General features: G+C 39.4%; 26 protein-coding genes and 1 other annotated feature. Of the genes, 22 read left to right on the top strand and 4 right to left on the bottom strand.

The genetic code is table 11. The features are described 5' to 3' along the window. Positions 1–3 precede the first annotated feature (3 nt). The 3 genes from larC to larA are packed head-to-tail and all read right to left on the bottom strand — an operon-like array spanning position 4 to position 3,426. On the bottom strand, positions 4–1,404 hold the full coding sequence (larC, locus tag ADH99_RS08665) for a nickel pincer cofactor biosynthesis protein LarC (RefSeq protein ID WP_049555657.1): 1,401 nt from the start codon (positions 1,402–1,404) through the stop codon (positions 4–6). Then, complete coding sequence (gene larB / locus ADH99_RS08660) at positions 1,401–2,144, bottom strand: nickel pincer cofactor biosynthesis protein LarB (RefSeq protein ID WP_049555656.1); 744 nt, start codon at positions 2,142–2,144, stop codon at positions 1,401–1,403. Before larB ends, larC begins: the two co-directional genes overlap by 4 nt. A 1-nt stretch (position 2,145) precedes the next feature. Continuing rightward, the gene (gene larA / locus ADH99_RS08655) at positions 2,146–3,426 is read right to left on the bottom strand and encodes a nickel-dependent lactate racemase (protein ID WP_049555655.1); all 1,281 of its coding nucleotides are present in this window, start codon (positions 3,424–3,426) and stop codon (positions 2,146–2,148) included. 107 nt (positions 3,427–3,533) lie between these two features. On the opposite strand from larA, the gene ADH99_RS08650 reads away from it, so the two are divergent. The 6 genes from ADH99_RS08650 to serS all read left to right on the top strand — a co-directional run bounded on the left by ADH99_RS08650 (position 3,534) and on the right by serS (position 8,864). Then, positions 3,534–4,247, top strand: coding sequence for a Crp/Fnr family transcriptional regulator (locus ADH99_RS08650; RefSeq protein WP_005606380.1), 714 nt, complete (start codon positions 3,534–3,536; stop codon positions 4,245–4,247). Positions 4,248–4,268: 21 nt separating this feature from the next. Then, a complete protein-coding gene (larE, locus tag ADH99_RS08645; protein ID WP_049555654.1) occupies positions 4,269–5,093 on the top strand; it encodes an ATP-dependent sacrificial sulfur transferase LarE in 825 nt (274 codons plus the stop codon). Further along, a complete protein-coding gene (locus ADH99_RS08640) occupies positions 5,093–5,629 on the top strand; it encodes a DUF924 family protein (protein ID WP_049555653.1) in 537 nt (178 codons plus the stop codon). Before larE ends, ADH99_RS08640 begins: the two co-directional genes overlap by 1 nt. Positions 5,630–5,867: 238 nt before the next feature. Then, on the top strand, positions 5,868–6,722 hold the full coding sequence (locus ADH99_RS10615; RefSeq protein WP_049555652.1) for a serine hydrolase: 855 nt from the start codon (positions 5,868–5,870) through the stop codon (positions 6,720–6,722). Then, positions 6,719–7,264, top strand: a complete 546-nt coding sequence (locus ADH99_RS10610; RefSeq protein ID WP_049555651.1) for a hypothetical protein — start codon at positions 6,719–6,721, stop codon at positions 7,262–7,264. The genes ADH99_RS10615 and ADH99_RS10610 overlap by 4 nt, the downstream gene beginning before the upstream one ends. A 53-nt stretch (positions 7,265–7,317) precedes the next feature. Further along, positions 7,318–7,530, top strand: a binding site (T-box leader). A 56-nt stretch (positions 7,531–7,586) separates the two neighbouring features. Then, positions 7,587–8,864: a serine--tRNA ligase gene (serS, locus tag ADH99_RS08625; protein WP_049555650.1), complete on the top strand. Its 1,278-nt coding sequence runs from the start codon at positions 7,587–7,589 to the stop codon at positions 8,862–8,864. Positions 8,865–8,929: 65 nt separating this feature from the next. On the opposite strand, the gene ADH99_RS08620 is transcribed toward serS, so the two are convergent. Then, positions 8,930–10,720: a glycerophosphoryl diester phosphodiesterase membrane domain-containing protein gene (locus ADH99_RS08620; RefSeq protein WP_049555649.1), complete on the bottom strand. Its 1,791-nt coding sequence runs from the start codon at positions 10,718–10,720 to the stop codon at positions 8,930–8,932. A gap of 152 nt (positions 10,721–10,872) precedes the next feature. On the opposite strand from ADH99_RS08620, the gene ADH99_RS08615 reads away from it, so the two are divergent. The 16 genes from ADH99_RS08615 to ADH99_RS08540 all read left to right on the top strand — a co-directional run. Then, positions 10,873–11,880, top strand: coding sequence for a hypothetical protein (locus tag ADH99_RS08615; protein WP_005606374.1), 1,008 nt, complete (start codon positions 10,873–10,875; stop codon positions 11,878–11,880). A 176-nt stretch (positions 11,881–12,056) separates the two neighbouring features. Next, positions 12,057–13,214 (top strand): ABC transporter substrate-binding protein, encoded by a 1,158-nt coding sequence (locus ADH99_RS08610; RefSeq protein WP_049555648.1) that lies wholly within the window; start codon positions 12,057–12,059, stop codon positions 13,212–13,214. A 94-nt stretch (positions 13,215–13,308) separates the two neighbouring features. Continuing rightward, complete coding sequence (locus ADH99_RS08605; protein WP_049555647.1) at positions 13,309–14,190, top strand: branched-chain amino acid ABC transporter permease; 882 nt, start codon at positions 13,309–13,311, stop codon at positions 14,188–14,190. 9 nt (positions 14,191–14,199) lie between these two features. Next, complete coding sequence (locus ADH99_RS08600; RefSeq protein ID WP_039848984.1) at positions 14,200–15,162, top strand: branched-chain amino acid ABC transporter permease; 963 nt, start codon at positions 14,200–14,202, stop codon at positions 15,160–15,162. Continuing rightward, positions 15,162–15,932 (top strand): ABC transporter ATP-binding protein, encoded by a 771-nt coding sequence (locus tag ADH99_RS08595; protein ID WP_005606370.1) that lies wholly within the window; start codon positions 15,162–15,164, stop codon positions 15,930–15,932. Before ADH99_RS08600 ends, ADH99_RS08595 begins: the two co-directional genes overlap by 1 nt. Next, a complete protein-coding gene (locus ADH99_RS08590; RefSeq protein WP_005606368.1) occupies positions 15,933–16,637 on the top strand; it encodes an ABC transporter ATP-binding protein in 705 nt (234 codons plus the stop codon). It abuts the gene before it with no gap. Between the two features lie 2 nt (positions 16,638–16,639). Beyond that, the gene (locus ADH99_RS08585; RefSeq protein ID WP_049555646.1) at positions 16,640–17,281 is read left to right on the top strand and encodes a CBS and ACT domain-containing protein; all 642 of its coding nucleotides are present in this window, start codon (positions 16,640–16,642) and stop codon (positions 17,279–17,281) included. Between the two features lie 626 nt (positions 17,282–17,907). After that, positions 17,908–19,137: a MalY/PatB family protein gene (locus tag ADH99_RS08580; protein WP_049555645.1), complete on the top strand. Its 1,230-nt coding sequence runs from the start codon at positions 17,908–17,910 to the stop codon at positions 19,135–19,137. Between the two features lie 10 nt (positions 19,138–19,147). Further along, entirely contained in the window at positions 19,148–19,534 is a 387-nt protein-coding gene (locus ADH99_RS08575) for a RidA family protein (protein WP_049555644.1), read from the top strand. Positions 19,535–19,656: 122 nt separating this feature from the next. Then, positions 19,657–20,178, top strand: coding sequence for a hypothetical protein (locus tag ADH99_RS08570; RefSeq protein WP_049555643.1), 522 nt, complete (start codon positions 19,657–19,659; stop codon positions 20,176–20,178). 46 nt (positions 20,179–20,224) lie between these two features. Further along, entirely contained in the window at positions 20,225–20,659 is a 435-nt protein-coding gene (locus ADH99_RS08565; protein WP_049555642.1) for a hypothetical protein, read from the top strand. Between the two features lie 84 nt (positions 20,660–20,743). Further along, the gene (locus tag ADH99_RS08560; protein WP_049555641.1) at positions 20,744–21,997 is read left to right on the top strand and encodes an NAD(P)/FAD-dependent oxidoreductase; all 1,254 of its coding nucleotides are present in this window, start codon (positions 20,744–20,746) and stop codon (positions 21,995–21,997) included. Between the two features lie 254 nt (positions 21,998–22,251). Then, positions 22,252–22,962, top strand: coding sequence for a hypothetical protein (locus tag ADH99_RS08555; protein WP_005606355.1), 711 nt, complete (start codon positions 22,252–22,254; stop codon positions 22,960–22,962). Between the two features lie 153 nt (positions 22,963–23,115). Further along, entirely contained in the window at positions 23,116–23,394 is a 279-nt protein-coding gene (locus tag ADH99_RS08550; RefSeq protein ID WP_039848982.1) for a DUF6110 family protein, read from the top strand. Continuing rightward, on the top strand, positions 23,394–25,448 hold the full coding sequence (locus ADH99_RS08545) for a heavy metal translocating P-type ATPase (protein ID WP_049555640.1): 2,055 nt from the start codon (positions 23,394–23,396) through the stop codon (positions 25,446–25,448). The genes ADH99_RS08550 and ADH99_RS08545 overlap by 1 nt, the downstream gene beginning before the upstream one ends. Positions 25,449–25,717: 269 nt before the next feature. Then, a partial coding sequence (locus ADH99_RS08540) for a helix-turn-helix domain-containing protein (protein WP_049555913.1) occupies positions 25,718–26,407 on the top strand: 690 nt, incomplete at its 3' end.

Below are 26,407 nucleotides of genomic sequence, written 5' to 3'. Positions count from 1 at the left end.
TCCTTAATGTAATTCTTTTATTAATTGTTGATAGACGGCTTGAATCGATAATCCTGTTTCGTGGGCGATTCTGGCGCAGTCTTCATATTCTAAGGTTGATTTTGTAAAAGTACCGTATTGGTTTTTCTTTACCTTCACCGCTCCGAGGCTCGTTTGTTGCGTCTGGAAAGTGCGAGTCATGACTTTACGTTGGACGTTTTGATAACGAAAGCCAATGGTTGAAGTTTGCTTAAATAAAATGGCTGTAAACCGTTCGAGGTCTCCTTCTTGAATGAGAAGCGTGAGATGTGTTGCCGGACGGTTTTTCTTTGTGTAAACGGGAGTGTAATGCACATCAAGCGCGCCTTCCTCTAATAAAAGGCTCATGATGTAGCCAAGCTCTTCACCGCTTTGGTCATCGATGGTTGTATCGATTTGAATGATTTCATCGTTATGGGAAGTCACGACTCGATGAGAAAGTGTACTTTTCTCTAAGAGTGTTCCGCGTAACGCATTGAATTTACCCGTGTCACGTTTCCCAAAACCATAACCGACTTTTGTAGCAGTTAGATTTGAAGGTTGTGCAAATACTGGGCGGATGGCCTTAAAGAGAGCGAGGCCGGTTGGTGTCACAAGCTCTGTATGAATGTCAAAGTCTTGTGAGAATGGAATGGCAGTTCCAAGTCTTAATTGCATTACAGCAGGTACTGGTACAGGCATGACTCCGTGTGCAACGGTAATTGTTCCGCTACCTTCTGTGACAGCAGTGCTGTAAACCGTATCGATGTCGAGTGTTTCCCACAAAATGAAGAAGCTCATGATGTCGATGATAGAGTCTGTTGCGCCAACCTCATGAAAGTGAATTTCCTCCACAGGCATTTGGTGTACGTTCGCTTCCGCTTGTGCGATGTCACGGAATACTTCCAAACTTTTTTCTTTTACAAAGTCACTGACACCACTTGAAAGAATAATCGTTTCGATTTCTTTCAACCCACGAACTTCTCCGTGATGGTGATGATGACTATGTGTATGCTTATGAGAATGACCGTCGTGAGTATGTTCGTGGTCATGATGATGATCGTGTGGCTGTGAATGTTCATGCGTGTGTGCATGTGTGTGTTCTTCGTGCGCATGTGAATGAGCATGTTCATGTGTATGTTCGTGCTCATGGTGATGGTCATGATGGTGATGATCAAAGTCACCAGCGATGCCATGGTCTTTTTCACCATGTTCCATATGCACATCGAAGTCTGTTCCCCAAATACTACTTTTCGCGATGCGGTCTACATGAAGATGATAACCGTCGAGCGAAAGGGTCTTAAGGGCTTCTTCTAGATGCTTGCGGTCGGCTCCTAAATCGAGTAGAAGAGCATTTAGCATATCACCGCTCAGCCCAGAAAATGGTTCTAAATATAATGTGCTCATGCGAGTCCTCCTCGAATGTTGTTAATCATGCTTGCTGAATAGGCTGCACCAAAACCGTTGTCGATGTTTACGACAGTAACGCCGCTTGCACAAGAAGTCAGCATGCTGAGTAAAGTCGTCACGCCTTGAAGATTCGTTCCGTATCCGATGCTGGTTGGAACGGCAATTACAGGAACGTCTACTAACCCACCGACAACACTGACAAGAGCACCTTCCATTCCGGCGATGACAATTACGACGCTAGCGCCTTGGATGTCTTCGAGACGATTGAAGAGGCGGTGAATCCCCGCAACTCCGACGTCGTAAATACGTTTGACGTGATTTCCGAATGTCTCAGCAGTGACAGCCGCTTCTTCGGCAACAGGAATGTCGCTTGTACCAGCTGTAACAACTGCGATGTAGTGTTCATGTTTGGGTGCGATTGGGTTAAGGACAAAGGTACGTCCGAGAGGTTCATAGATACCCTCAGGGAAAGCCTGTGACAGAGCTTCACCTTTTTCAGCGTTCACTCGTGTCGCAAGAATGGCTGTTTTATGCTCGTTCATTGCCGTGATGATGCCAATTAATTGCTCAATGTTTTTTCCTTCACCATAGATGATTTCTGGAAATCCATTGCGCTTTTGGCGAGAAAGATCAATGGCCGCGTACCCAATGTCTTCAATCCCTTTTAGAAGGGTGGACGCTTCTTCGACTGAGAGGCGTCCATCTTTAACTTGTTGTAGGATTTCTTCTTGCTTCATATTATTTATCTTCGACGATGACAGATAATCCATCGCGGATAACTGTTACTTTTGCGTCTGCTCCTTGAAGTTCGAAGGCACGTGCAAGAGCTTCGTCAAATGTTTTCGCTAATTCCATATGCATGTTTGTGATAAGACTTGGTTCAACTAAGTCAGATACAAAGATTACATGGTGATGCACTAGAATACGCGCTAAGATTTGTGAAGTCCATTGGTCTGGAACTGTTTCAAGTCTTGGAGTGTTAATGGCTTGTTCTAAGAAGTCTTTAGGATCTTTAACGTCTGCTAAGTTACGGTAGAAACCTTCACCACCGTGACCATCTTGACATCCAGCAACCATGATAATCACGCCGCCTTCTTTGTTTGTTGCTTCAGCAGCAGTCATTCCTTTAACAGCTTGATAGATGTTTTGGTCTAATGGGAAACCACCATTTGTTGAAACGGCGATATCGCAAGGAATTTTAGTTACATGAGCTAATTCACGAACGAATTCGCAACCTACTTTGTGGGCTTCAACCATGTCTCCGGCAAATGAACCGATGATATGTTTTTCACCATCTAATACAACGTTTACGATGAAGGCTAAGTTTGCAGTACGTGCTGCGTATAACATATCTTCGTGGATTGGGTTGTGGTCTAAGTTACCAGTACGTGATTTTTCTGAATCGATAAAATCACCACTGTGGTTTGCCATAATTGTTTTATAGGAAGCAACCCCAGGAAGAACAGATTTACGTCCGCCAGAGAATCCAGCGAAGAAGTGGCTTTCGATAAATCCTTCAGCGATTAATAAGTCTGCTTCAGCAGCGATACGGTTGATGATGCAGTCACCACCTGAAGGTAATTGACCGATTTTAACCATGTCTTCGTCGTTTGTAGAAATGTGCATTACGATTTCTTCGTTGTCCACGATTTCTTGACCGTATTTGTTAATTAACTCTTCACGAGTTGAAGGACGGTGGAAACCAGTCGCAACTAAAATACGGATACGAGCGTCTGGGTTTACACTACGGATACGACGTAAAATGATTGGTGTAATGATATGTGAAGGAACTGGACGTGTATGGTCAGAACTGATTAATACGATATCTTTTTTACCTTTTGCTAATTCTTCTAAAGTTTGGCTACCAATTGGGTTATCTATTGATTTTTCCACTGTTTCTTGTTCAGAAAGTGGATTGTGGTAGTTTTCCGCTTTTGATTCAAGTAATCCAGCAAAGTTTTTGTCAGGAATTACAGCAGTAATTGTCTTTTTGTCGTAAGGTAGTTTAATTTCAACCATGATAACATCTCCTTTAATTTGTTTGACGATTATAAGTATACTCAAATAACTCTTAGCAGAAGTCTCAAAGGTTAGTAACATTTGTTAACGTATATTTTCGCGGTAAGATGATAATAGTGTGTATAGGAAATTGTCTTAGAGGAGTGTTCAATTTGAACAGTGAAAAATACTTAATCGATTTTTTAGAGAAAGAAAATACCCCTATTATTAAGAAGAAAAAACACATGTACCTGGCATACCGTGGTTTAGAACAAGCCTATACTTATGTATTAATTGATGGGGTAGTGAAGACTAGTATCATTATGAAAGATGGTCGGGAGTTTAATTTAGAGTACGTTACGCCCGTGGATATCGTTTCACTTGTTCGTGACGAAGTTTCTAACTATACATCAGCACCTTTTAACGTACGCATTGAGAGCGACGAGGCAACTTTCTACCGTATTCCTCGCATTAAGTTTTGGGAATACGTAAGAGATGATAAACACTTACAAGATTATATTCGGGAATATTACCGGAATAAATTGTCTGAAACCATTGAATCATTGCAATATATGACGATGAATGGGAAAAAAGGGGCGGTCTGTTCCTTCCTATATAAATTGATGAATCAATTTGGCGTGGAAGTAGAAGATGGAATCCTCATCGATTTTAATGTTACGAATGAAGATATTGCTGGCTTTTGTGGAATCTCTACTCGTAATAGCGTAAACCGCATTATTCATGATTTAAAAGAAGAAGGCGTCGTTGAAATTCATAACCAGAAATTACTAATTTTAGATAAAGCATACTTGGAAGAATTTACAGGTCGAGAAAGCTTTTAGGATAGAAAGAAGGAACAAAAAATGGATGAAAAAGAAGCACGATTACGCGAATTGTTAAAAGAAGTGGGGAAAATTGTAGTTCCCTATTCTGGAGGAATCGATAGTAGCTATTTATTGAAGATTGCAGTGGATACTCTAGGACGTGACAATGTGATTGCGGCAGTCGTGAACTCGGAATTGTTTTCTGACCGAGAGTTTAGTGAAGCAATCGATTTAGGAACAGAAATGGGTGCTCGTGTATTAGGACTTGAAATGGAAGAGTTATCCGATTCGCACATTGCTTCAAACACGCCGAATAGTTGGTATTACAGTAAGAAAATGCTCTACCAAACCATCAAAAAGAATGTGGAAGGAGAAGGTTTTACAGTTCTTTCAGATGGATTAATTATGGACGACATCAACGATTATCGTCCCGGTGTGAAGGCGCGTAATGAAGAAGGCGTGCGTAGTCTTTTGCAAGAAGCTGGATTATATAAATCAGAAATTCGTGAATTAGCCAAACGTGCCGGAGTGACGAACTGGAATAAGACTCCTTCTTGCAGTTTAGCTTCTCGTTTCCCCTACGGAACTCGTATTACGCCTGAAAAAGTTGAAGCGGTGTTTAAGGCGGAAGAATATTTTGCAAAACGTGGATTTGAACCGGTACGTGTTCGCGTGCATCAAGATTTGGCTCGTATTGAAGTAGGGGCAGACCAAATTGAAAAATTAGTTAAAAATCACGAAGAGATTAATCAGATGATGCAAGAGTTAGGCTTCTTATTTGTAACTGTCGATTTGCAAGGCTATAAATACGGAAGAATGAACGATCAGCTAGATGAAAAAACGAAGAAAGAAGCGATTGGATAATGATTGTTTCGCCCCAAGAAGTATTAGAGTTCTGGTTTAAAGAATGTGCCCCTTCAGATTGGTTTAAAAAATCGGAGGAGTTTGATGAAGAAATTCGAACGAGATTTCTTCCCGCTTATGAGGCTATCGTTTCAGGCGAAACGGTTCACTGGCGCAAGACTCCGCGAGGTCGTCTAGCCGAAATAATTGTTCTGGATCAATTCTCAAGAAATATGTTTCGTGAGAATGCAAAAGCTTTTGCTGCGGATTCTTTAGCACTAGTGCTTGCACAGGAAACTTTACCTTATTGGAAGGAATTGACAATAGAGGAGCAAGGATTTCTTGTGATGCCTTTCATGCATTCGGAGTCCTTGTGGATTCATGATTGGGCAGCAAAATGGTTTGACGAACCAGGATTAGAACGTCGAAAAAAATATGAATTGGCTCATCGTGCGATTATTGAACAATTTGGTAGATATCCCCATCGAAATCAAATTTTAGGAAGAAAATCGACATTAGAAGAAGAACAATTTCTAGAAAAACATAAAGGATTTTAAAGAAAACACAACAAGAAAAAAACACTTTTCTTTTTGTGTTTTTTTCTTATTAAAAGATGGAAGGGCATCCATTGTTGATGTGGATACAATAATATTTTTTCCTCGAACAGAAAGCGAATATGAGATTAAAAATAAGCGCAATTTTGTAATAAAAGATTAATCAGATTACCATTGTTTTTCCTTTATTTTTTCGGTAACATGAGTAAGCAGATTTGAGAGATTTAGGAGATATAAAAACATGAAAGGTCCTCGTAAATGGATGAAAAAATTCGTGTGTGCCCTTAGCGTTTTTGCTATGAGTGCAGCGAGTTTCACGCCAGTTATTTATGCGCAAGATGCCGCAAAAGAAAAAGAAGAAGCAGCTGCGATTCAAGATGTACAAAGCTACATTGCAATCGAGCAAACGAGTGGAAAAATTTTGATGCAAAAAAATCAAGATGAAGTTCGTGGAATTGCTTCAATGAGTAAAATGATTTCACAATATTTAATTTTAGAAGCGATAAAAAAAGGAGAAATCACTTGGGAAACAAAAATCCCAATTAGTGCCAGAGCAAATCAATTAAGTGCCAATTATAATTTATCCAATGTGCCACTATGGCCAAATGAAAAATATACAATCAAAGAACTTTTTGATGCTATCTCGATTTATTCAGCCAATGCAGCCACTCTTGCAATTGCCGAATATATTGGTGGTTCCGAGGCAAATTGGATTGAACGAATGAAAGCAAAATTAAACGAGTGGGGCATTAAGGACGCGACAATTATTAATGTAACAGGATTACCGAATAAATATGGTGGCAGCGAAAAAAATCCAGCTTTTGGAGACGAAGATGAAAATAGTATGTCTGCTCGTTCTGTTGCAATTATTGCTAAAAATTTAGTGAATGATTTTCCTGAGATTTTGAAGATTTCGTCGATTTCAACTCAAACTTTCCGTCCAAATGGATCGGGAACAACTAAAATGGATAACTTCAATTACTTACTTCCAGGACTCTTGTTTGAGTATGAGGGGGTAACAGGATTGAAGACTGGAACGAGTGATCCGGTGGAGCTTCAATTACGACAACAGCAACAAGAAATGGATTTTCTGTGATTGTGGTGAGTATGGGTTCTAAAGAGCCACTAAACCGATTTAAAGTCACAAGACATCTTTTAGATGAACTGTTCAAAAAGTACGAAGGACTTATTGTCGGTTCTCCTGGGAAATCCGTGCAAAATTTAGCGCCGATTCCTCTGGAAGGAGGGACGGAAGAAACACTGAGCGTTGACTATGGAAAACCTTTTGTTGCAGCCGTTCCAAAAGGGACAGCCCTTAGCCAAATTAAAATAGGCTTTATTCCGTTAGATGAGTTGAAAACAGAAGATGGAAAAGTAAAAGCGCCTGTTCAAGCCGGACAAACGGTCGGAACATTGACCTTTGAAATGCCGGGTGAAAATCTAGGATATGTAGATGGTAAGGACCACGGAACGGTAGAAGCATTAGCTGCTTACGATGTGGAGCAATCGAATGTGGTCACAGAAAGTGTCCGTGGAGCAAAAGGTTTTGTTGGACAAGTTGTTCAAAAAGTTCAAAACTTCTTTGGAAATGTATGGAGCGAAATTCAAAATGTATTTACGCCAACAGCCTCTAAATAAAAATACAGTAAAAGGCTTGCACTTTTTGCTTAGGGCGTGTACAATCTTAGACAAATGATACAGTATGAATAGTACCTGCGATCCTTTAGTAGAGAGCTAGTGGTTGGTGAAAACTAGCAAAGAGAGACCAGCGAATCCACATACGGTGCGAGAGCGAAAACATTGATTAAGCTATCCGGAGAAAACCGTTATCTCACAAATGAGCGCAATGGCAACATTGAAACCGGGTGGTACCGCGAAGACAATTACTCTACTTCGTCCCTAAGACTAGAAATAGTCGGGGGCGGAGTATTTTTTTATACAGAAAATGGAGGGAAAACATATGTTAGATATGAAACGCATTCGTGAGAATTTTGAAGAAGTGGCAACTGCTTTAGAAAACCGTGGTGTAGACCGTGCGACAGTAGAAGAGTTACGCAACTTGGATGAAGAACGTCGCGCACTCATCACGAAAACAGAACAATTAAAACAATACCGTAATACAGTGACGGAAGAGATTTCTCTTCTTAAACGAAATAAGGAAGATGCTAGTGCTAAAATCGCTGAAATGAAACAAGTCGGTGAAGACATCAAAGCAACAGATGCTTTATTAGCAGAAGTGGAAGAAAAAGTAGAATATATCGCTTCTCGCTTACCAAATACAGCTGCAGAAGGCGTACCAGTAGGGGCAGATGAAACGGAAAACGTAGAAGTTCGCCGTGAAGGAACTCCACGCGTATTCGATTTCGAACCAAAACCTCACTGGGAAGTAGCAGAAGCGCTAGATATTTTAGACTTCGAACGTGGAGCTAAAGTATCAGGAAGCCGTTTCTTATACTACAAAGGCCTTGGAGCTCGCTTAGAACGTGCGATCTACAACTACATGCTTGATTTACACGTGGAAAAACATGGCTACACAGAAATGATCACACCATACATGGTAAATGAACAATCAATGTACGGTACAGGTCAATTTCCTAAATTCAAAGAAGATGTGTTCCAATTAACAGACGAACGCAATTTAACATTAATCCCAACAGCGGAAGTGCCATTAACAAACTACTACGCAAACGAAATCTTAGACGAAGCGCAATTACCTATTTACTTCACTGCGCTTAGCCCATCATTCCGTTCTGAAGCGGGTAGTGCGGGTCGTGACACTCGTGGTTTAATTCGTCTTCACCAATTTAATAAAGTAGAAATGGTGAAATTCGCGAAACCAGAAGATTCATTCGATGAATTAGAAAAAATGACAGACAACGCGGAAGATGTACTGCGTGGATTAGGATTACCATTCCGTACGATCGTATTATGTACAGGAGACATGGGATTCTCAGCAGCGAAAACATACGATGTAGAAGTGTGGATTCCAGCGCAAGATACGTACCGTGAAATCAGTTCTTGCTCAAACTGCGTGGACTTCCAAGCGCGTCGTGCGAAAATTCGTTTCCGTCGTGAAGATAGTGGCAAGATTGAATTAGTGCATACATTAAATGGATCAGGACTTGCAGTTGGCCGTACAGTCGCTGCTATTCTTGAAAACTACCAAAATGAAGATGGTAGTGTGACGATTCCAGAAGCGCTTGTACCATACATGGGCGGCGTTACAAAAATTGGATAATCAATTCTCTTTGAAATAGAGAAGAGCCGCTGTGGAAATCCCACAGCGGCTCTTGTTTTTGTTATTTACTTACTGAACACTAAAGTAATTCCGAGTGCTCGTAAAAACTGATCCATTAACGTATTATTCTTTTTAAAATCATCTTTGAAATCCTTCACAAGTTGGACTTCATCAGTAATAATCCCATTCACAGGACTGTTCAAATATTTTTGGATGACATCTTCACTATTGATGGTCCAAACATAGACTTCATGTCCTTGTTGCTGGGCGTTTAGAACGAGTAATTCTTGATAAGAAAAGTCTTCTATGACGAAGAAATCCACTTTTGGATTGCCAAATCCTCCGAATTGGAAGGGAATGACATAACCCGTATTTATTTCTGGAGCTTTTTCTTCAATTTCTTCCATCACTTTCAAATCGAGGGACATGACTTTATTAGAAGAATCGATGCCTAACTCTTTATATTTTTGGATAAAGAGGTCTACATAATTTTCAGGTTCTCCCCCATGAGGTTTTAATTCAATGATGAGAGGGATTTTCAAATCTTTAGCTTCTCGGTAAAATTCCTCGAAGGTCGGGATATGGCTAGCAAATCCCGATTGATAAATCGGTAATCCCCTCACTTCATCCAAGGTCATATCTTGAACCCGTTTATTCAGACGAGCGAGTCGTTTTAAATTGTAATCATGCATCACCACGAATTGATGATCTTTGGTAAGGAGGATATCCATTTCTACCATGGTAGCGCCAGCCTCTTTTGCAGCTTTAATTCCTTCAAGGGAATTTTCAACCGCCTTTGAAGTATATCCACGATGACCGATAATCGCTTGGTCAGGCATGGCGTCTTTGGCATAGGTTGATAGCGTTGTGGAGGCCGCATTTCCAATCACAAAAATGAGAGCAACAGCAGTGACGATTTTTCTCTTATGTTTCACTTCAGGAAGATGTTGGTATAAATGAAGGGAAACGAGTTTTCGCTCGTGAATCACTTTTGTCATGACGATAAATGTAGCCATTTTCGTATAAATGATAATGAACTCTTGAATAAGTTTGGCAATCGTGAGGACACTGCTGAGTAGAAAAACATTATCTCCTTCAGGGTTGATAAGAGATACCAAAGCAACACTTAAAAAGGAAATAGCCACAACAAAGATGAATAAAACAGCCTCAACGACACCAACGATAAAGAGGAGTCTCCATGTATTCCCTTTTGTAATCTTCCAACTTTGTAGAATATTTTTAGTAAAAGGTTGATCTGTCAGAATTTGTAGTGGAATTGCAAAGGAACTTCTAGCGTGAAAGTAAAGGAGCAATACAATTAAAATCGTGTAGATTATCACGCCACTCCCAGTTTTGGTGATTTCTCCCGTTATGAAACTAGGAATATAAATGTTTTTGGAAATAAAGGTTAAATCTCCTAAATTAATAATCGGAAGAAGCGTTATAAAATAGAGTAAAAACGCAATAAAATTCCCGTTTAGCAGTTGCCTTAATTCAATAAAGGCATTTTTAACACTGGTTCGCCAAGAAAAATGTGTTTTTCGAATCGTTCCATAGATCATAAAAATTAGAATCGAGAACTCTAAAAACAAAATAAAAGCAAACGCGAGTAAGTACATAAGGATGAAAGGAATCATCCAAGGGTTTAATAAAACATGTTTAAAATTTGAAAAGGTTAGATTGGCTTGACCTGCAAAAAAGAGCATTCCTTTAAAAATTAGCGATAATAATCCAAATCCAAAGACGGAGATAAATAGCTGTAAAAATAAGGAATTACGTAAATACATCCAACTATGCTTGGTTAAATTGCTGAAGGTAAAGCGAATCGTTTTCCAGACTGGAATCTTGGTTTTCATGGTGCCTCCAATAAATTTCTTTCTATCAACATAGCATGAACAAAAGCTTCTATCAAGTTGAAATCCGGAATCTTAATAAGATTGACACTTATTAAGGCGATTTAATATAATAAAACATATTTAAGATTTTTTTATACTTTAGGAGGACTAAAATGAAAAAGAAGTTATTAACATTTTTATGCTTAATGGCAACGGTTGTATTAGCTGCCTGTGGATTTAAAAAAGTAGATGCCGGAAACTACCTTAAAACGTCTTTTAGTGGCGTTGATACAAAAGGACGTATTACGTATCAATTCAATACAGAGGAGTTAATCACCGCTTTCTTAGTAGAAAATCCTAAAGCAGACGCCAAAACAGAATCAGAATTAAAAGCGGCTATTGCTGAAGTTAAAATATCTCCAAGCAAGACTGAAAATTTATCAAATGACGAAGAAGTTACTTTAACGTTTGCAAATACAAAGAATCTAGAAAAATTTGTGACAATTCCTTCAGAGAAAAAAGTGAAAGTAACGGGATTAACGGCTGTTAAGAAACTAAATTCTGAAGAATTAGCAAAATTAGTGTCATTAGAAGCAACAGGTTTCAACAAAAAAGGAAAAGCGAAAGTTCGCATAAATGACCCTCGTGTAGCTTCCATTCGTTTTGTAGTTGAAAATGATGGACAATTAGAAAATGGAAAAGATGCTAAAATTAAAATTGACGGAAACTTCGATAAAGTTTTAGAATCAAATGGCTATATTTTAGAAGGCGATGGAAGCTTCACTCTTCCAGTAAAAGGCTTAAAAACAGTTGCTGACAAATTTGAGGATGCAAAAAACAAAGATGAAGTTGTTAAAAAATTAAAAGAAGAAATCAACAAAAAGTACACAGATGCGACCATTACTTTTGATAAAACTTATTATCGTGGTTTATCAAGCGGTGTAGGTGAAAGTGGATATGGCGACGGTTTAATCGAAGGAAACGGAAACCTTGTGATGCTTGTTCGAGTAGAGTATAAATATGCTGGCAAACGTACGCTTGCAATTGGTCTTTCAAACTTAGTAACGAATGCAGAAGGAAATATTGAATTGAAAGATGCTCAGCTAGTGGATAAATATTTTGATGATTTTGCAACTGCTGCTCAAAAATTAGAAGCGATTGGATATACAGAAGTAAAATAAGAGGTGTTAGGAGAGACTGCCTTATGTAAAAGGCGGTCTCTTTTTTTGTAAACAAAAGCATTTTTTCATTTTTATGAAAAATTTTTTATAAATGAATAGAAAATAGTTGCGAGAATTGTCAGAATATTATATACTACTCTCATCTTAGAAATTTAAAGTATGAAAAGAGGGATCTTATGAAATTAAAACAATTCACATTAGGAGCTGTGGTTGCAGCCATTTTAGCAGGTTGCGGGAGTGCAGCAGATAGCAACACAGTCAAAATCGGAGGAAACTTCGAATTAACAGGGAACGTAGCAACTTACGGAACTTCAATGAACAATGCAGCACAATTAGCGGTTGAACAAAAAGGGAAGTTACTTGATAAGGAATTAAAATACGTTTCATATGACAACAAATCAGACAAGACAGAGGTAGCTTCTGTTGCGAAAAAATTAGCTTCTGAAAAAGTAGTCGGCGTAGTTGGACCAGCAACAACAGGGGATGCAGCAGTATCAATCCCTGTAAACGAACAAGCTAAAATCCCAACAGTATTCCCAGCAACAACAGGAGACGGTGTCACATTGAAAAATGCAGGAGATGCATCTTCAGTCTATGAATACATCTACCGTGTATGTTTCTCTGACAGCTACCAAGGGGTTGTAGGAGCAAACTTCGTTAACAAGAAATTCGGAAAAGCTAAAGTAGCGATTTTACAAGATACAGGTAATGACTACTCTAAAGGGTTAGCAGATGCCTTTGAAAAAACTTATACTGATAGCAAAATCGGTGGTTCAGTTGTAGTACGTGAATACTATCAATCTAAAGATACAGACTTCCAAGCGGTATTAACAACATTGAAATCTAAAGACTTCGATGTATTATACGTACCTGGTTACTATGAAGAAGTGGGTCTAATCATCAAACAAGCTCGTGAAATGGGAATCACTCAACCGATCGTTGGTGGTGACGGTCTTTCAAGTGATAAGTTAGCAGCATTAGCAGGAAATAGTGCAAACCTTTCAAACGTTTACTACACATCTCACTTCTCAACATTGAGTAAAGATAGTGATGTTCAAGAGTTCGTAAAAGCCTATAAAGAAAAATTTGGTGCAAATCCAGATACTTTTGCGGCTTTAAGTTATGATGCTACTCAATTGTTAATGAAAGCTATCGAAAAAGCAGGGTCAACAGATCCTCAAGCAATCACAAAAGCTTTAGCAGAAACAACAGACTTTGACGGTGTTACAGGAACATTCTCAATGGGTGCTGACCACACACCAGTGAAATCAGCGGTTGTAATCGAGTTCCAAAACGGACAAGAAGTAAGTGCTCAAGAGTACTCTGCTGAGTAATTTTAGGATAAGCATATTTTGAAGAGAGGCACGGAGAGTTTCTTCCGCCTCTCTTTTCCACTAGATAAAGGATAGAAATGAAAGGAGAAAATATATGGAGTTGTTAATTCAACAATTGGTAAACGGGCTCGCAGTCGGAAGTATTTACGCCTTAATTGCGCTTGGATATACCATGGTTTATGGGACGATTAAACTGATTAACTTCGCACACGGAGATGTGTATATGATGGGGGCATTCATTGGCTATTTTGCGGTAATGGTCTTGAAGTTGAATGTATTCCTCGCTTTACTGGTAGCGATGGTTGCTTGTGCCATTTTAGGGGTTGTGATTGAGCGTGTGGCGTATAAGCCGCTTCGTAAATCGACTCGTGTGGCTGCATTAATTACAGCCATTGGGGTTTCATACTTATTAGAAAATGCAATGAGTTATTTCTTTGGAGCGGAGTCTCGTCCGTTTCCTTCAGATTTTGGAACAGAGACATTCACTTTATTCGGAGACGTTTCAGTGAATGGAAAGCAAATCCTGATTTTCGGGATTACAGTTTTATTAATGGCTTTATTACAATTTATCGTTCGTTATACAAAAATGGGGAAAGCGATGCGTGCCGTTGCTGTTGATGAACAAGCAGCTCAACTCATGGGGATTGACGTAGATGGAGTGATTTCATTTACTTTTGCCCTTGGGTCAGCACTTGCTGGGATTGCAGGTGTCCTTGTTGGCGTTTACTACAATACCATTTCTACAACAATGGGGATTACAGTCGGACTAAAAGCCTTCGTTGCAGCTGTACTTGGGGGTATCGGAAGTATTCCTGGAGCGATGGTCGGTGGTTATCTCATCGGTCTATTAGAAACAATGGTAAGCTTCTTCGGGTACTCACCGTACCGTGATGGAGTGGTTTACTTCCTATTATTTATTATTTTAATCGTATTACCAGCTGGACTGTTTGGTAAAAATGTCAGAGAGAAAGTGTAGGTGAAGAAGATGCAAAGATTTCATAAAAAGAATATTCGTTGGACATTGTTCGCGTTGGGAATGTACGCTCTTCTTTTCGTGCTTGTACAAACAGGAGTAATCAACTTCTACTACGAAAGTACCTTCATTAATATCATGATTAATATCATCTATGCTGTTGGATTGAACCTCATCCTTGGGGTTGCCGGACAGTTCTCACTTGGACATGCTGGATTTATCGCCATTGGTTCTTATAGCGGTGCGATTCTTGGAAAAATGATCAATGGGCTTCCTGGACTATTTGCTGGAATGGCAGTTGGGGTTGTTATTTCAGTTATCGTGGCATTTCTTGTTGGATTACCAACGCTTCGTCTAAAAGGAGACTACCTTGCGATTGCGACTCTAGGGGTTGCTGAAATCATTCGTGTAGCCGTGACCAATATGAAAATCACAAATGGCGCTGCTGGTATCAGTGGAATTCCTTTAACCAATACATGGACGATTACTTATATTTTCTTAGTGGTAACAACGATTTTAATCTTAAACTACACCTTCAGTAGTGCCGGCCGTGCAACTTATGGGGTGTTACAAGACGAAATCGCTGCAGAATCCATGGGGGTTCAAGTGACGAAGTATAAAATCTTGGCCTTCGTATTAGGAGCAGCCACTGCAAGTATCGGTGGAACTCTTTCTGCTACAACGCTAGGAGCAGTAACACCGGGTGACTTCACTTTCATGAAATCCATCGATGTATTAATTATTGTCGTATTCGGAGGAATTGGAAGTTTCACAGGTTCATTTGTAGCAGCAGTATTGCTTGGCATTATCAACCTTGTCCTACAACCATTTGGACAATTACGGATGATCATCTATGCAGTAGCGTTAATTTTAATTATGATCTTCCGTCCGGGTGGATTACTTGGAACATGGGAATTCAAACTAGGGAACTTGAAGTTTTCTAAGAAAAAAGAGGCAAAGGAGAGTGGGAAGTAATGTTATTAGAAGTAAATGGACTAACTAAAAACTTTGGTGGACTTTCCGCGGTATCTAATGTTTCTATGAAAGTAAACAAGGGAGAACTTATCGGACTCATCGGGCCAAATGGTGCTGGGAAAACGACTTTCTTCAACTTGTTAACAGGGGTGTATGAGCCAACAGAAGGAACAGTGAGTTTAGAAGTAGACGGACAGTTGAAAAACTTAAACGGGCTTCCTCCATATAAACGCACCACTCTTGGAATGGCACGTACTTTCCAAAATATTCGTCTCTTTAAAGATATAACGGTACTAGAGAATGTAATGATTGCGATGCACTCGCACTCAAGTGACTCATTATTCTCAACCTTATTCCGTACGAAAAAATACTATGATACAGAAGCAAAAATGCGCGAAGAAGCGATTGAGTTGCTAAAGATTTTTGAGTTGGATACACTTAAAGAGGAAAAGGCGAAAAACTTAGCTTACGGACAACAACGTGAGCTTGAGATCGTTCGTGCGTTAGCGACAAAACCAAAAATCTTATTCTTGGATGAGCCAGCAGCGGGGATGAACCCTCAAGAGACGGCTCAATTAACAGAACTAATTGCGAAAATTCAAAAAGAATTTGATTTGACAGTGGTGTTAATCGAACACGATATGTCACTTGTGATGAAAATTTGCCAACGCATTTACGTGTTGGAATATGGAAGACTTCTTGCAGAAGGAACTCCAGAAGAAATTAAACAAAATCCTGCAGTTATTAAAGCGTACTTAGGAGGTGAGTAGATGTTAGAAGTTAAAAATTTATCAGTTCATTACGGAATGATTCAAGCCGTACGTAATGTTGATTTTAAGGTGAATGAAGGCGAAATCGTGTCTCTAATCGGGGCAAACGGTGCTGGAAAATCAACTATCTTGAAGACTTTATCGGGACTCATTCATCCTTCAGAAGGCGAAATCGTATACTTAGGTGAGAACATCGCTTCAACATCTGCGAAGAAAATCGTTGAGAAAGGACTCGTGCAAGTGCCAGAAGGACGTCACGTATTCCCAGGATTAACGGTAAAAGAAAACCTTGAACTAGGGGCATTTCTACGCAAGGATAAAGAAGCGATTCAAAAAGATATGGAAGACGTCTTCGAGCGTTTCCCAATCTTGAAAGAACGTAAAGACCAAGATGCGCAAACACTCTCTGGTGGGGAGCAACAAATGTTAGCAATGGGGCGTGCGTTAATGAGTCGTCCAAAACTATTATTGTTGGATGAACCGTCAATGGGGTTAGCACCGATTTTTATCCGTGAGATTTTCAAAATCATTCAAGAAATCCAAAAGACAGGGACAACGGTTTTACTCATCGAGCAAAATGCGAAAATGGCCTTATCGATTTCAAATCGTGCGTATGTACTCGAAACTGGATCAGTGGTATTAAGCGGTACAGGACAAGAGTTGTTAGAAAGTGATGAAATTCAGAAAGCATATCTAGGAGGGTAATCATGGAAGTTAAAGATTATATGTCAACCAACGTCATTACAGTAACGCCTGAAACGACGGTTATGAAAGCTCTAGACTTAATGAAGGAACACGACATTCACCGCTTGCCAGTTGTAGAAGATGGCAAGTTAGTTGGCTTACTCACAGAAGAACTTGTTGCGGGGCATTCACCTTCAATGGCAACAAGCCTATCGATGCATGAGCTGAACTATTTATTGAATAAGACTACAGCAAGCGAAATTATGCAAAAGCAAGTCTTAACCGTGAAGGCACATACATTATTAGAAGAAGCTGCGTCCCTTATGCGTCAACAAAAGGTCGGCGTACTGCCAGTAGTAGATGCACGTGGACACGTGGAAGGGATTATTACTGATAAAGATATTTTTGATGCGTTTATCGAAATTTCTGGATACAACACACCGGGTTCTCGTTTATTCATTGAAATCAATGAAGATAAACCAGGTCCTCTGGAAGAAATTTCGGATGTGTTGCGTGAAAACAACGTGAACGTTTCGACGATTTCGGTATATCACCGTGATGGGAAAGTGCAAGTGGTGCTTCATGTGGATTCAACGAATCCGGATGAAGTGGCGGACTTTATCGCGCAAAAAGGCTATCGCGTGATTTCAGCGATGAGAAAATAAGTTAAAACTGCGTCTCCCTAGGACGTCTTCATAGTATTGACAATAGAGGCACCGGGCCAAGCCTACGTCTTGGCTCCTACCGAGCTTCAAACTGCCGCATGGAAATAAATTTCACAGCGGCAGTAATTCACATCGGTTGCTTCTCTCTATTGTTTATACTATAGAGTCCTAGGGAGACATCGTTTTTTAACTTATTTTGTGAACGGCGCTAATCACGTGATGTCGTTTTGCGGAGTCCGCACTTCATCTGTGGTAAGAAACGGGACTAGTATAGAAAAATAAGAGAAACAACTGCACCGGACAGGTGAACATTATGAAAAAACTACATAGAGTTAGACGCAGTAGACAAATGGATTGACCTTCGCCTGTTTAGGCTGGGTCAATCCTATTTGTCTTTGCGGGGGCAAGACTACGAAGAAACAAGTTTCTTCTGTCTTGCTCCCATGCGTATCGTTATTCCTATGACTATAGAGTCCAAGGATTTTTTTGCAACGCCACCTTAGATTGTTTTTTTACCGGGAATCACGCTTTTATGGAGAGCAGGCACAGGGCTGAGTCTTCGTCGGGCGTTGAGTGGATGCGGGGTACGGTGTATAATGAAAGTGAGATTCTAGGAGGTTATGCGGATGAAATATGATTTTACGACAGAATTTGATCGACATGGAATGGACGCGCTGGCGGTGGATGGACTAGGTTTGATTCCTGGAAAGTCGCCAGATAGACCGAAGAAAGGCTTCGATGTGATTCCGATGTGGATCGCGGATATGAGTTTTGCGACGGTACCAACGGTTATTGAAGCCATGCAAAAACGATTGGAACATCCGATTTTTGGGTACTTTATGCCTTCTAAAGAGTACTACGAAAGCATTATTCAGTGGCATGCGCGCCACCATCAAGTGACAGGATTAACGCGCAAGCATATCGGTCATGAAAATGGAGTGCTTGGAGGAGTCGTTTCGACATTAACTTCGTACGCTTCGCCAGGGGATGCGGTATTAGTGCATAGTCCAACCTATGTCGGCTTTACGCAGTCGTTAAACGATAATGGATTGAAGGCCGTGCATAGCCCGCTCGTGAAAGATGAACAGGGCGTTTATCGTATGGACTTTGAGGATATGAAGCGAAAAATCAAAGCGCATAAGATTCATGTGGCAATTTTCTGTTCTCCGCATAACCCAAGTGGCCGTGTATGGGAGAGAGAAGAAATCGAACGCGCGATGGAGATTTACCGCAAGTACGATGTGATTGTCGTATCGGATGAAATTTGGTCGGATATTATTTTTAAAGGCCATAAGCATATTCCAACACAATCGATTTCAGAGGATGCGAAAAATCGTACCGTGGCCATGTATGCGCCAAGTAAGACGTTTAACCTAGCAGGGCTCGTGGGAAGTTATCATGTGATTTACAATGATGCCTTAAGAGATCGTGTCGAGTCAAAAGGGATGAAGCCACATTATAACGCGATGAATGTGATGTCGATGCATGCGTTAATCGGGGCGTATCAAGAAGAAGGATACGAGTGGCTGGAAGAGTTGCGTGAAGTAATCGAGAAGAACGCAGGCTATGCGTGCGACTTTATTCACCGTGAATTTGACGGCGTGGAAGTGACCAAACCGGAAGGCACGTATATGCTCTTTATCGACTGTTCACAGTTCTTGAAAAAACATAACTTAACGCTAGAGCAACTCGAAAAACGTGGCTGGGATGTCGGCGTGGCTTGGCAAGATGGCAAGATGTTCTTCGGCGAAGGCTGTATCCGTATCAACCTCGCATTGCCGTATGCGCGTCTTGTAGAAGCATTTGACCGTATGAAAACATATGTATTCGTGGACACTGTGCCACCATTAGACTAGGAGGATTTCCATGACAAAGAAAGTAATTCAAACAGAACAGGCTCCAAAGGCAATCGGGCCTTACTCACAAGGAGTAGCCTACACAGGAGAAACGATTGTCGTCTCTGGACAGTTGCCAATCGTTCCTGAAACAGGGGAGTTTTCAGGAAGTGATATTGTGAGCCAAACGCATCAATCATTGAAAAATATCCGTGCAATCTTAAAAGAAGCAGGGGTAGGAATGGACGCGGTAGTCTCTACAACCGTACTACTAGCCGACATCAACGACTTTGCGAGCATGAATGAAGTGTATGGAGAGTATTTTTCTTCTCCTTATCCAGCACGGATGGCATTTCAAGCAGCGGCTTTACCAAAGAATGCCCTAGTGGAAATCCAAGTGACGGCTGTAAAAGGATAATATCAATTAAAAATAGAGGTACTTGCGTCATAGGCGGGGGTACCTTTTTATGATTGTTTTCTTCTAAGGGGAAAAAGGATATGATAAAATAAATACAAACATAAGAAAAGAGGGATTGGAAATTGCAAAACGATACACTTGAAAAGACAAAATCTTGGGCGCTCATCAGTGGTATTTTAGGAGTTGTTTGGGGACTTTTTGTTGGCCTTTCTCCAATTGTGATGGATCAAAAGACTCTTTGGGGAAGTATTTTTCTTTTAGCTTATCCACTGGCAGTTGTCAAAGATGGATTCCAAGGGGATTTGCTTTATCAACAACAAATTCTGTCAATAGCGATAGCAATGATATGGGTAATCTTTTTGATTTCGTGGATGAGTTTCATTTATTATCGCAAGGATAGACGTGTACCTCGTTGGGTGTCAAGAATGCTTCTGATTGCAGGAATCCTTGGAGTTGCTTCTACGCTCCCTTATACTTTTACGATTTTGCGAAGATGGGATTCTTTCGTTGAGCAATTCACTCCAGTAGGTGGATATGCACTACCTCTACTTGCTATGGTTTGTCTTTCAGGAATCCTTGGTGGAATTTCAGGGGTGGGGTATTTGCTTTCGTTAAAGAAATTTGAAGATTCAATTCAAAGGTAACAAAGAGGAAATCATCCTCTTACGACAAGAGAGAAGGAGGAGTTGTATGGATCGTAAAAATTTAGCTCGTTTTTGTGGGATTGTTGGGGTTGGTTCTGGAGTATTGTTCTGGTTAGCGCCCATTGTCGCATTAAAACTATCTTTTGTGAACACAGTAGATGTTTCCTCACAGTTCTTTTGGATTTTGTTGATGCTGAATTTAATCGTTATTTATTTTGGAATCAAAGGGTTTCAAACCTTTAAAGGAGATTCAAGAATCAAAAACGGAGTGCGGATTTTCTATTTAGTCGCAGGTATTTTGATTTTTATGCCGACGTTGCAACGAATTTTGCCAGCCATTCCAATTTTCCAAATCATCCTTACAATTCTTTACTGGATGAGTTTCGGAACTTTAGAGATTCTTCCGTATTTTGCAGGAGGAAGTCTATTAATCGTCTGTGGAGCGTTCTATTTAGCTTCATTGAAAGAATGGAAAGAGTAAGTGGAAAAGGTCTAGAGAGTTTCTCTAGGCTTTTTTATTTTGCATGCTTTATAATAGTTGGGACAACTAGAATTGGAGGCAAGTATGAAAGTTATTGTAATCGGTGGTGGAACGAGTGGATTAATGGCTTCAGTCAGTGCAGCGATTCATGGCGCTGAAGTGGTCTTATTGGAGAAAAATCCAACTTTAGGGAAAAAATTATTGCACACAGGAGGCACACGTTGTAATGTTACCAATCGACGTTCTCCTGAGGAAATCGTGAAACATATTCCGGGGAATGGACGCTTTTTATATAGTGCCTTTTCTCAATTTGATAATCAAGATATTATTCAATTTTTCGAATCGCGTGGAGTTCGTTTGAAGGAAGAAGATCATGGGCGCATGTTTCCTGTGACAGATTCTGCCAAGACGATTTTGGAGACCTTTATTCAGGAAATCAAGAAGCTAGGCGTGCAAGTGCGTACGAATGTGAAAGTGAAGACGATTCGTGTAAACGAGGGAGCCGTGCGAGTGGTAGAACTCGATAATGGGGAACAACTACAGGCCGATGCGGTGATTTTAGCGACCGGTGGAAAATCATATCCGAAGACAGGTTCGACGGGAGATGGGTACGGGATTGCCCGTGTTGCAGGTCATACGATTACACCTCTGTTTGCGACGGAAGTTCCGTTGACAAGTAGCGAAGAGTTTATTCAAAAAGGAGAGCTTCGAGCGCTATCATTACGAAATGTGGCGCTCAGTGTTCTTAGTGGGAAAGGAAAAGCGGTTGTTACGCATCAGATGGATATGATTTTCACTCACTTTGGTGTCAGCGGACCAGCAGTGTTACGTTGTTCCAGCTTTGTGCATCAAGTACAAGAAAAGGAAAAGAAGAAAGAAGTCGTAATGAGTTTAAATGCATTACCAGACCTCAGCTCGTCAGAACTAGATGCAAAGTTGAAAGGCTTTGTGGAGGAAGCTCCTCTAAAATCGATAAAAAATCATTTAAAAACATTGCTTCCTGAACGATATGTAGAATTTTTACTAGCAAAAGTGGGGATTGATGGCCAAATGGCAGTAAGTCGCTTGACGGAAGCCAACTGGGCACAAATTAAAGAAGCCCTTACGAATTTCCGTTTTACGGTGAATGGGTCTCTCCCGATTGAGAAAGGCTTTGTAACCGGCGGAGGCGTTCATTTGAAGGAAGTGAATCCGAAAACTTTACAATCGAAATTAACACAAGGTTTGTATTTCTGTGGGGAACTGTTAGATATTCATGGCTATACAGGAGGGTATAATATCACCGCAGCTTTTGTAACCGGCTATGTGGCGGGAATGCACGCCGCTTTTGGGGATTAAATTTCTCTGTTTTTAGCCAAAAACGTCATAAATTATTCATAAAGTTTGGTTATAGTTTTTTTATTCCCAAATAAGAATTATTTACTAATAGTAAATAAAACTCTATCCTTTTTTCCTCTCATCTATGGTGAGAGGTTTTTTTATGAAAAAATGAAGAAATAAGTAAGAGAAAGTATTAGATTTTCTAAAAAAAGACTGCTTAGAATAGGCTTTTATGCTAAAATGAACCTATCTGAATTTTTGAGGAGTTTGTAATGGCTGAAAAGAAATTAATGGAGAAAGTGTTGCATCAAGTGGTGCGGACATTTCCAAAAGTAAATATGCCGATGGAATACGTTCCCTATCCAATTCCATACCCACCATTAGCCAAGAGTCGCTTTGAAATTTTTGTGCATGTGGCAGAGCGCGGAAATGGGCCTCTTGGACATGTCGATTTATGTATTGATGGCTATGTCTATTCGTACGGGAACTATGATGAGAGAGATTTGAAATTAGGTGGCTGGATAGCAGAAGGAGTGCTCATCAAAGCACCGCGTGAAGAGTATATGCTATTTTGTAAGAACCATTATCAAAAAGCATTACATATTTATTCAATTGCGGTTACTTCTGAGCAAATGGATGCCATTCATGCATACTTAGAAAAAATATTAGCGCCGACAAAGACATGGGAGCCGACAAGTGAAGCCATTTACTATAATCCAACTTTCGATCGTTTTGAAGAAATGTATGTGTACTTCATGGCACAACAGATGGATACCGTGTTTTATAAATTCAATCGTTCTAAATTCATGACTTATAATGGCTGGACTAGAAATTGTTTGAGTTTTGCCGACCACACCGCAAAAGTGCTGCATGAAAAAACATTGCGTGCTAAAAATATGGTCTTCCCGGCTCAATACCATAAACGTCTTCAAAAACTCTTGAAGAAAAATTCCCCGCTGATTATTCATTATGAGGTGTATTAAAATAAGCTACCTTGGATTTCCAAGGTAGTTTTTAGTTTAAAAGCGAGAGACTAATAGAATCTTAAACTTTTAATTATTGAAAGAAGGGGATTAAATCCGTATACTATAGTTAGAATTTAATAATTCTAATTAGAAAAAATGGAGGTAATAATAATGATTAAAGAACTTGTTAGTTTAGGAAAATTTGCTAAAAAATCAGGTGTATTTGCGGGAGGAGTTTTATTTGGATCGTTAGGATTAAAACTATTAGCGAGCAAAGAAGCAAAACATGTATATGCTAAAGCAGTCGCTACTTCTTATAAATTAAAAGATGGTATTGACGCAACCGTTTCTACTGTAAAACAACATGCAGATGATGTCTTAGAAGAAGCAAAAGACTTATATGCTGAAGAAAAAAATGCACAATTAGTAGTAGAAACTAGTGAAAAATAATGAAGTTTATTATTAAGCATCAATCGAACTCTAGAGTGCGACTAGAGCTCCCTTTTACATGTCCGTATTCGGTACAAATGTATTTAGAGGAATTAGCTTGCACAGTTCCTGGTATTGAAAAGCTGCACTTTTATAAAGATTTAAAGCATGTAGGAGTGTATTTTTCTCAAGGGAAAGATCAACAGGTTCAAAGTTTTTTATCTTTGATTCAAATGGAGAAAGTAATTGAAAAACAAAACGAAGTCGAGTGGCTAGTCCCTTCTTCGCCATATGATATTATTTCAACGCATCTCTATAGAAGAATGCTTTCAAAAGTCCTTCTTCCAACACCTATTCGTGTGGGATGGATACTTCTGAAAATGGTGAAGTTTGGAAAGGCTGCTTTCCAATCAATTTGTGAGAAAAAACTTTCTATGAGTTTACTCGATTTTGTGGCTATAGCGACTTCTGCAGCGATGGGAGACCATAAAACTGCTGATATGATTATGTTCTTATTGAATTTAGGAGACGATTTAGATGACTGGTCCCAAAAGAAATCCATTGAAGAACTTGAAAAGAATTTAACGAATAATATTTACGAGATATGGATTGAAAAAGAGGGCGAGCGCTTCAAGAAAATGAGTAATCATGTTGAAGTAGGAGATATCTTCGTTGCAACAGAAGGTCAAGAAATATACTTTGACGGAAGAGTTGTCAATGGAAGAGGATACTTAAATGAAAGTTCGTTAACTGGTGAATCATTCCCGGTCGCAAAAAAACAAGGGGATATGGTCTACGCTAATACAGTTGTAGAGCATGGCGAACTACTAGTAGAAGTGACGAATAAGCAACAAAACTTACGCTTGCAGCAAATTGTTCAGCTAATTAAATCAAGTGAATTCCATCAATCAAAACAACAAAAGCAATTAATGGAAAAAGCGGATGGATTAGTGAAATATAATTTCATAGGTATGGCGCTGACTTATTTATTCACTCGCTCAGTCTCTAAAGCACTCACTTTCCTATTAGTGGATTATTCATGTGCGTTAAAATTATCTTCACCAGCTACTTATTTAACAGCCATTAAAGCGGCTTCTAATCAGGGGATTGTGATTAAAGGATCTAATTCTTTAGATGAATATGCGCAAGTCGATACTTTTGTTTTTGATAAGACAGGAACATTGACAACTGGTATTCCAAAAATTCAACGAATTATTTCCTATGAGGGTTATGATGATGCGGAAGTTTTGCGAATTGCAGCTTGTTTGGAAGAACATATTTATCATCCAATTGCGACGGCTGTTGTTAAGAAAGCAGAAGATGAGGGAATTGAACATGAAGAAATGCATGGGAAATTAACTCACGTAGCTTCAAAAGGAATTGTATCTTCCATCGATGGAAAAAGAGTGGTCATTGGTAGTCTAGAATTACTAGAAGAAGAACAAACTTTTATTTCGGAACAACAGAAGCAAGTCATAGAAGAATATAGTCAAATGTTTAATTTGCTCTATCTAAGTTACGATGGAAAATTAATTGCTATTTTTCTTATTGATACACCGCTACGCCCAGAGGCCATTGAATTATTGCATGAATTAAAGGAAAGAGGTAAGCAGATAGTTCTTCTTACCGGAGATACACAAAAACGTACGGAAACGATTTGTTCTCTCATTTCTTTTGATAAGGTCTACACTCAAGTAAAACCTGAACAAAAGCATCAAGTTATTCAGCAATTGAAAGATCAAGGCCATCATGTGTTGATGATTGGAGACGGAATTAATGATTCTGCCGCACTTTCTTTAGCAAATGTAGGGGTTGTGATGGCTGGAGCTTCAGATATCGCTCGCCAAGCGAGTGATATATTATTTTTAAATGAACAGTTGACAGGACTACATGTGTTAGATACGATTACGGATCAATTGAATCATCAATTGGATTTGAATTTAAAAAATACAGTAGGAATTAATACTTTCTTGATGGGGTTAGGGCTAATCGATGTGTTATCTCCAAGTGTTTTGGCAGTATTGCATAATGTGACAACCACTTTTATTATTGGAAAGAGTTTGACATATATTTAAAAATAAAAGCAAGGTGAATTCACCTTGCTTTTTTATGTTGATAAATATTTTTTATAAATGATTATTTATACATCCTGAAGTTGAACTTGCCATTTCTGAACGCTCTTCGCAGTGGTTTATTGACTTTCTTTTCATCACTTGTGATTCAAGAAAGTCTAATAAACTTTGCGGGCGAAAGACTACGAAGCAAAACGGATTCACACTGTGATATGCTCCCTCTAAAGTAGACACTAAAAAAGTAAACTACTTTAGAGGGGGTATTTTTTAGATTGGCTAAGAAACATACTGCAAAAGAATTAGAACGATTCATAGAATTGTATTTAGATGGTGTGCCTTTTCGTGAGTTGCGTAGTGAATATGGTTTAAGGATTTCACCTGGAACATTTAATATGTATTTTTCGAAATATAAAGCATATGGACTTTCTGCTTTAGAAGATAGAGATGGGTTTAACACTTATACAAATGAATTTAAAGAAATGGTGGTTAAAGAGTTTTTAGAATCGAAAACCTATTTAACGGCAATCACAAGAAAATATAATATTCCTTCTGTTACAACTGTACGAAATTGGATTATTAAGTATACTAATGGTGAGGCCACGAAGGCCTACTATCCTAAGCCAGAGGTATACACTATGAAATATAGAAAAACATCGCACGAAGAAAGAATCCTTATCGTCAAAGACTGTATTCAAAATCAATTAAACTATAAACAAACTGCACAGAAATATAACATCTCGTACAACTTGGTGTATCAATGGGTAAAAAAATATCAAAAATATGGCCCTGATGGATTAATAGACAGTCGAGGAAAACGAAAACCAGATAATATACAGACAGAAACTGAGCGTATTCGTGCAGAAATGGCTATATTAAAGGCACGAAACGAATATTTAGAAACAGAAAATGCCGCACTAAAAAAATTACAAGAAGTGGAAAGCGAGCTGATGTTTGCCAGACGA

This window comes from Granulicatella sp. 572.rep1_STHE (assembly GCF_001073445.1).
Lineage (GTDB): Bacteria > Bacillota > Bacilli > Lactobacillales > Aerococcaceae > Granulicatella > Granulicatella adiacens.
This window is presented reverse-complemented; position numbering and strand designations above follow the sequence as displayed.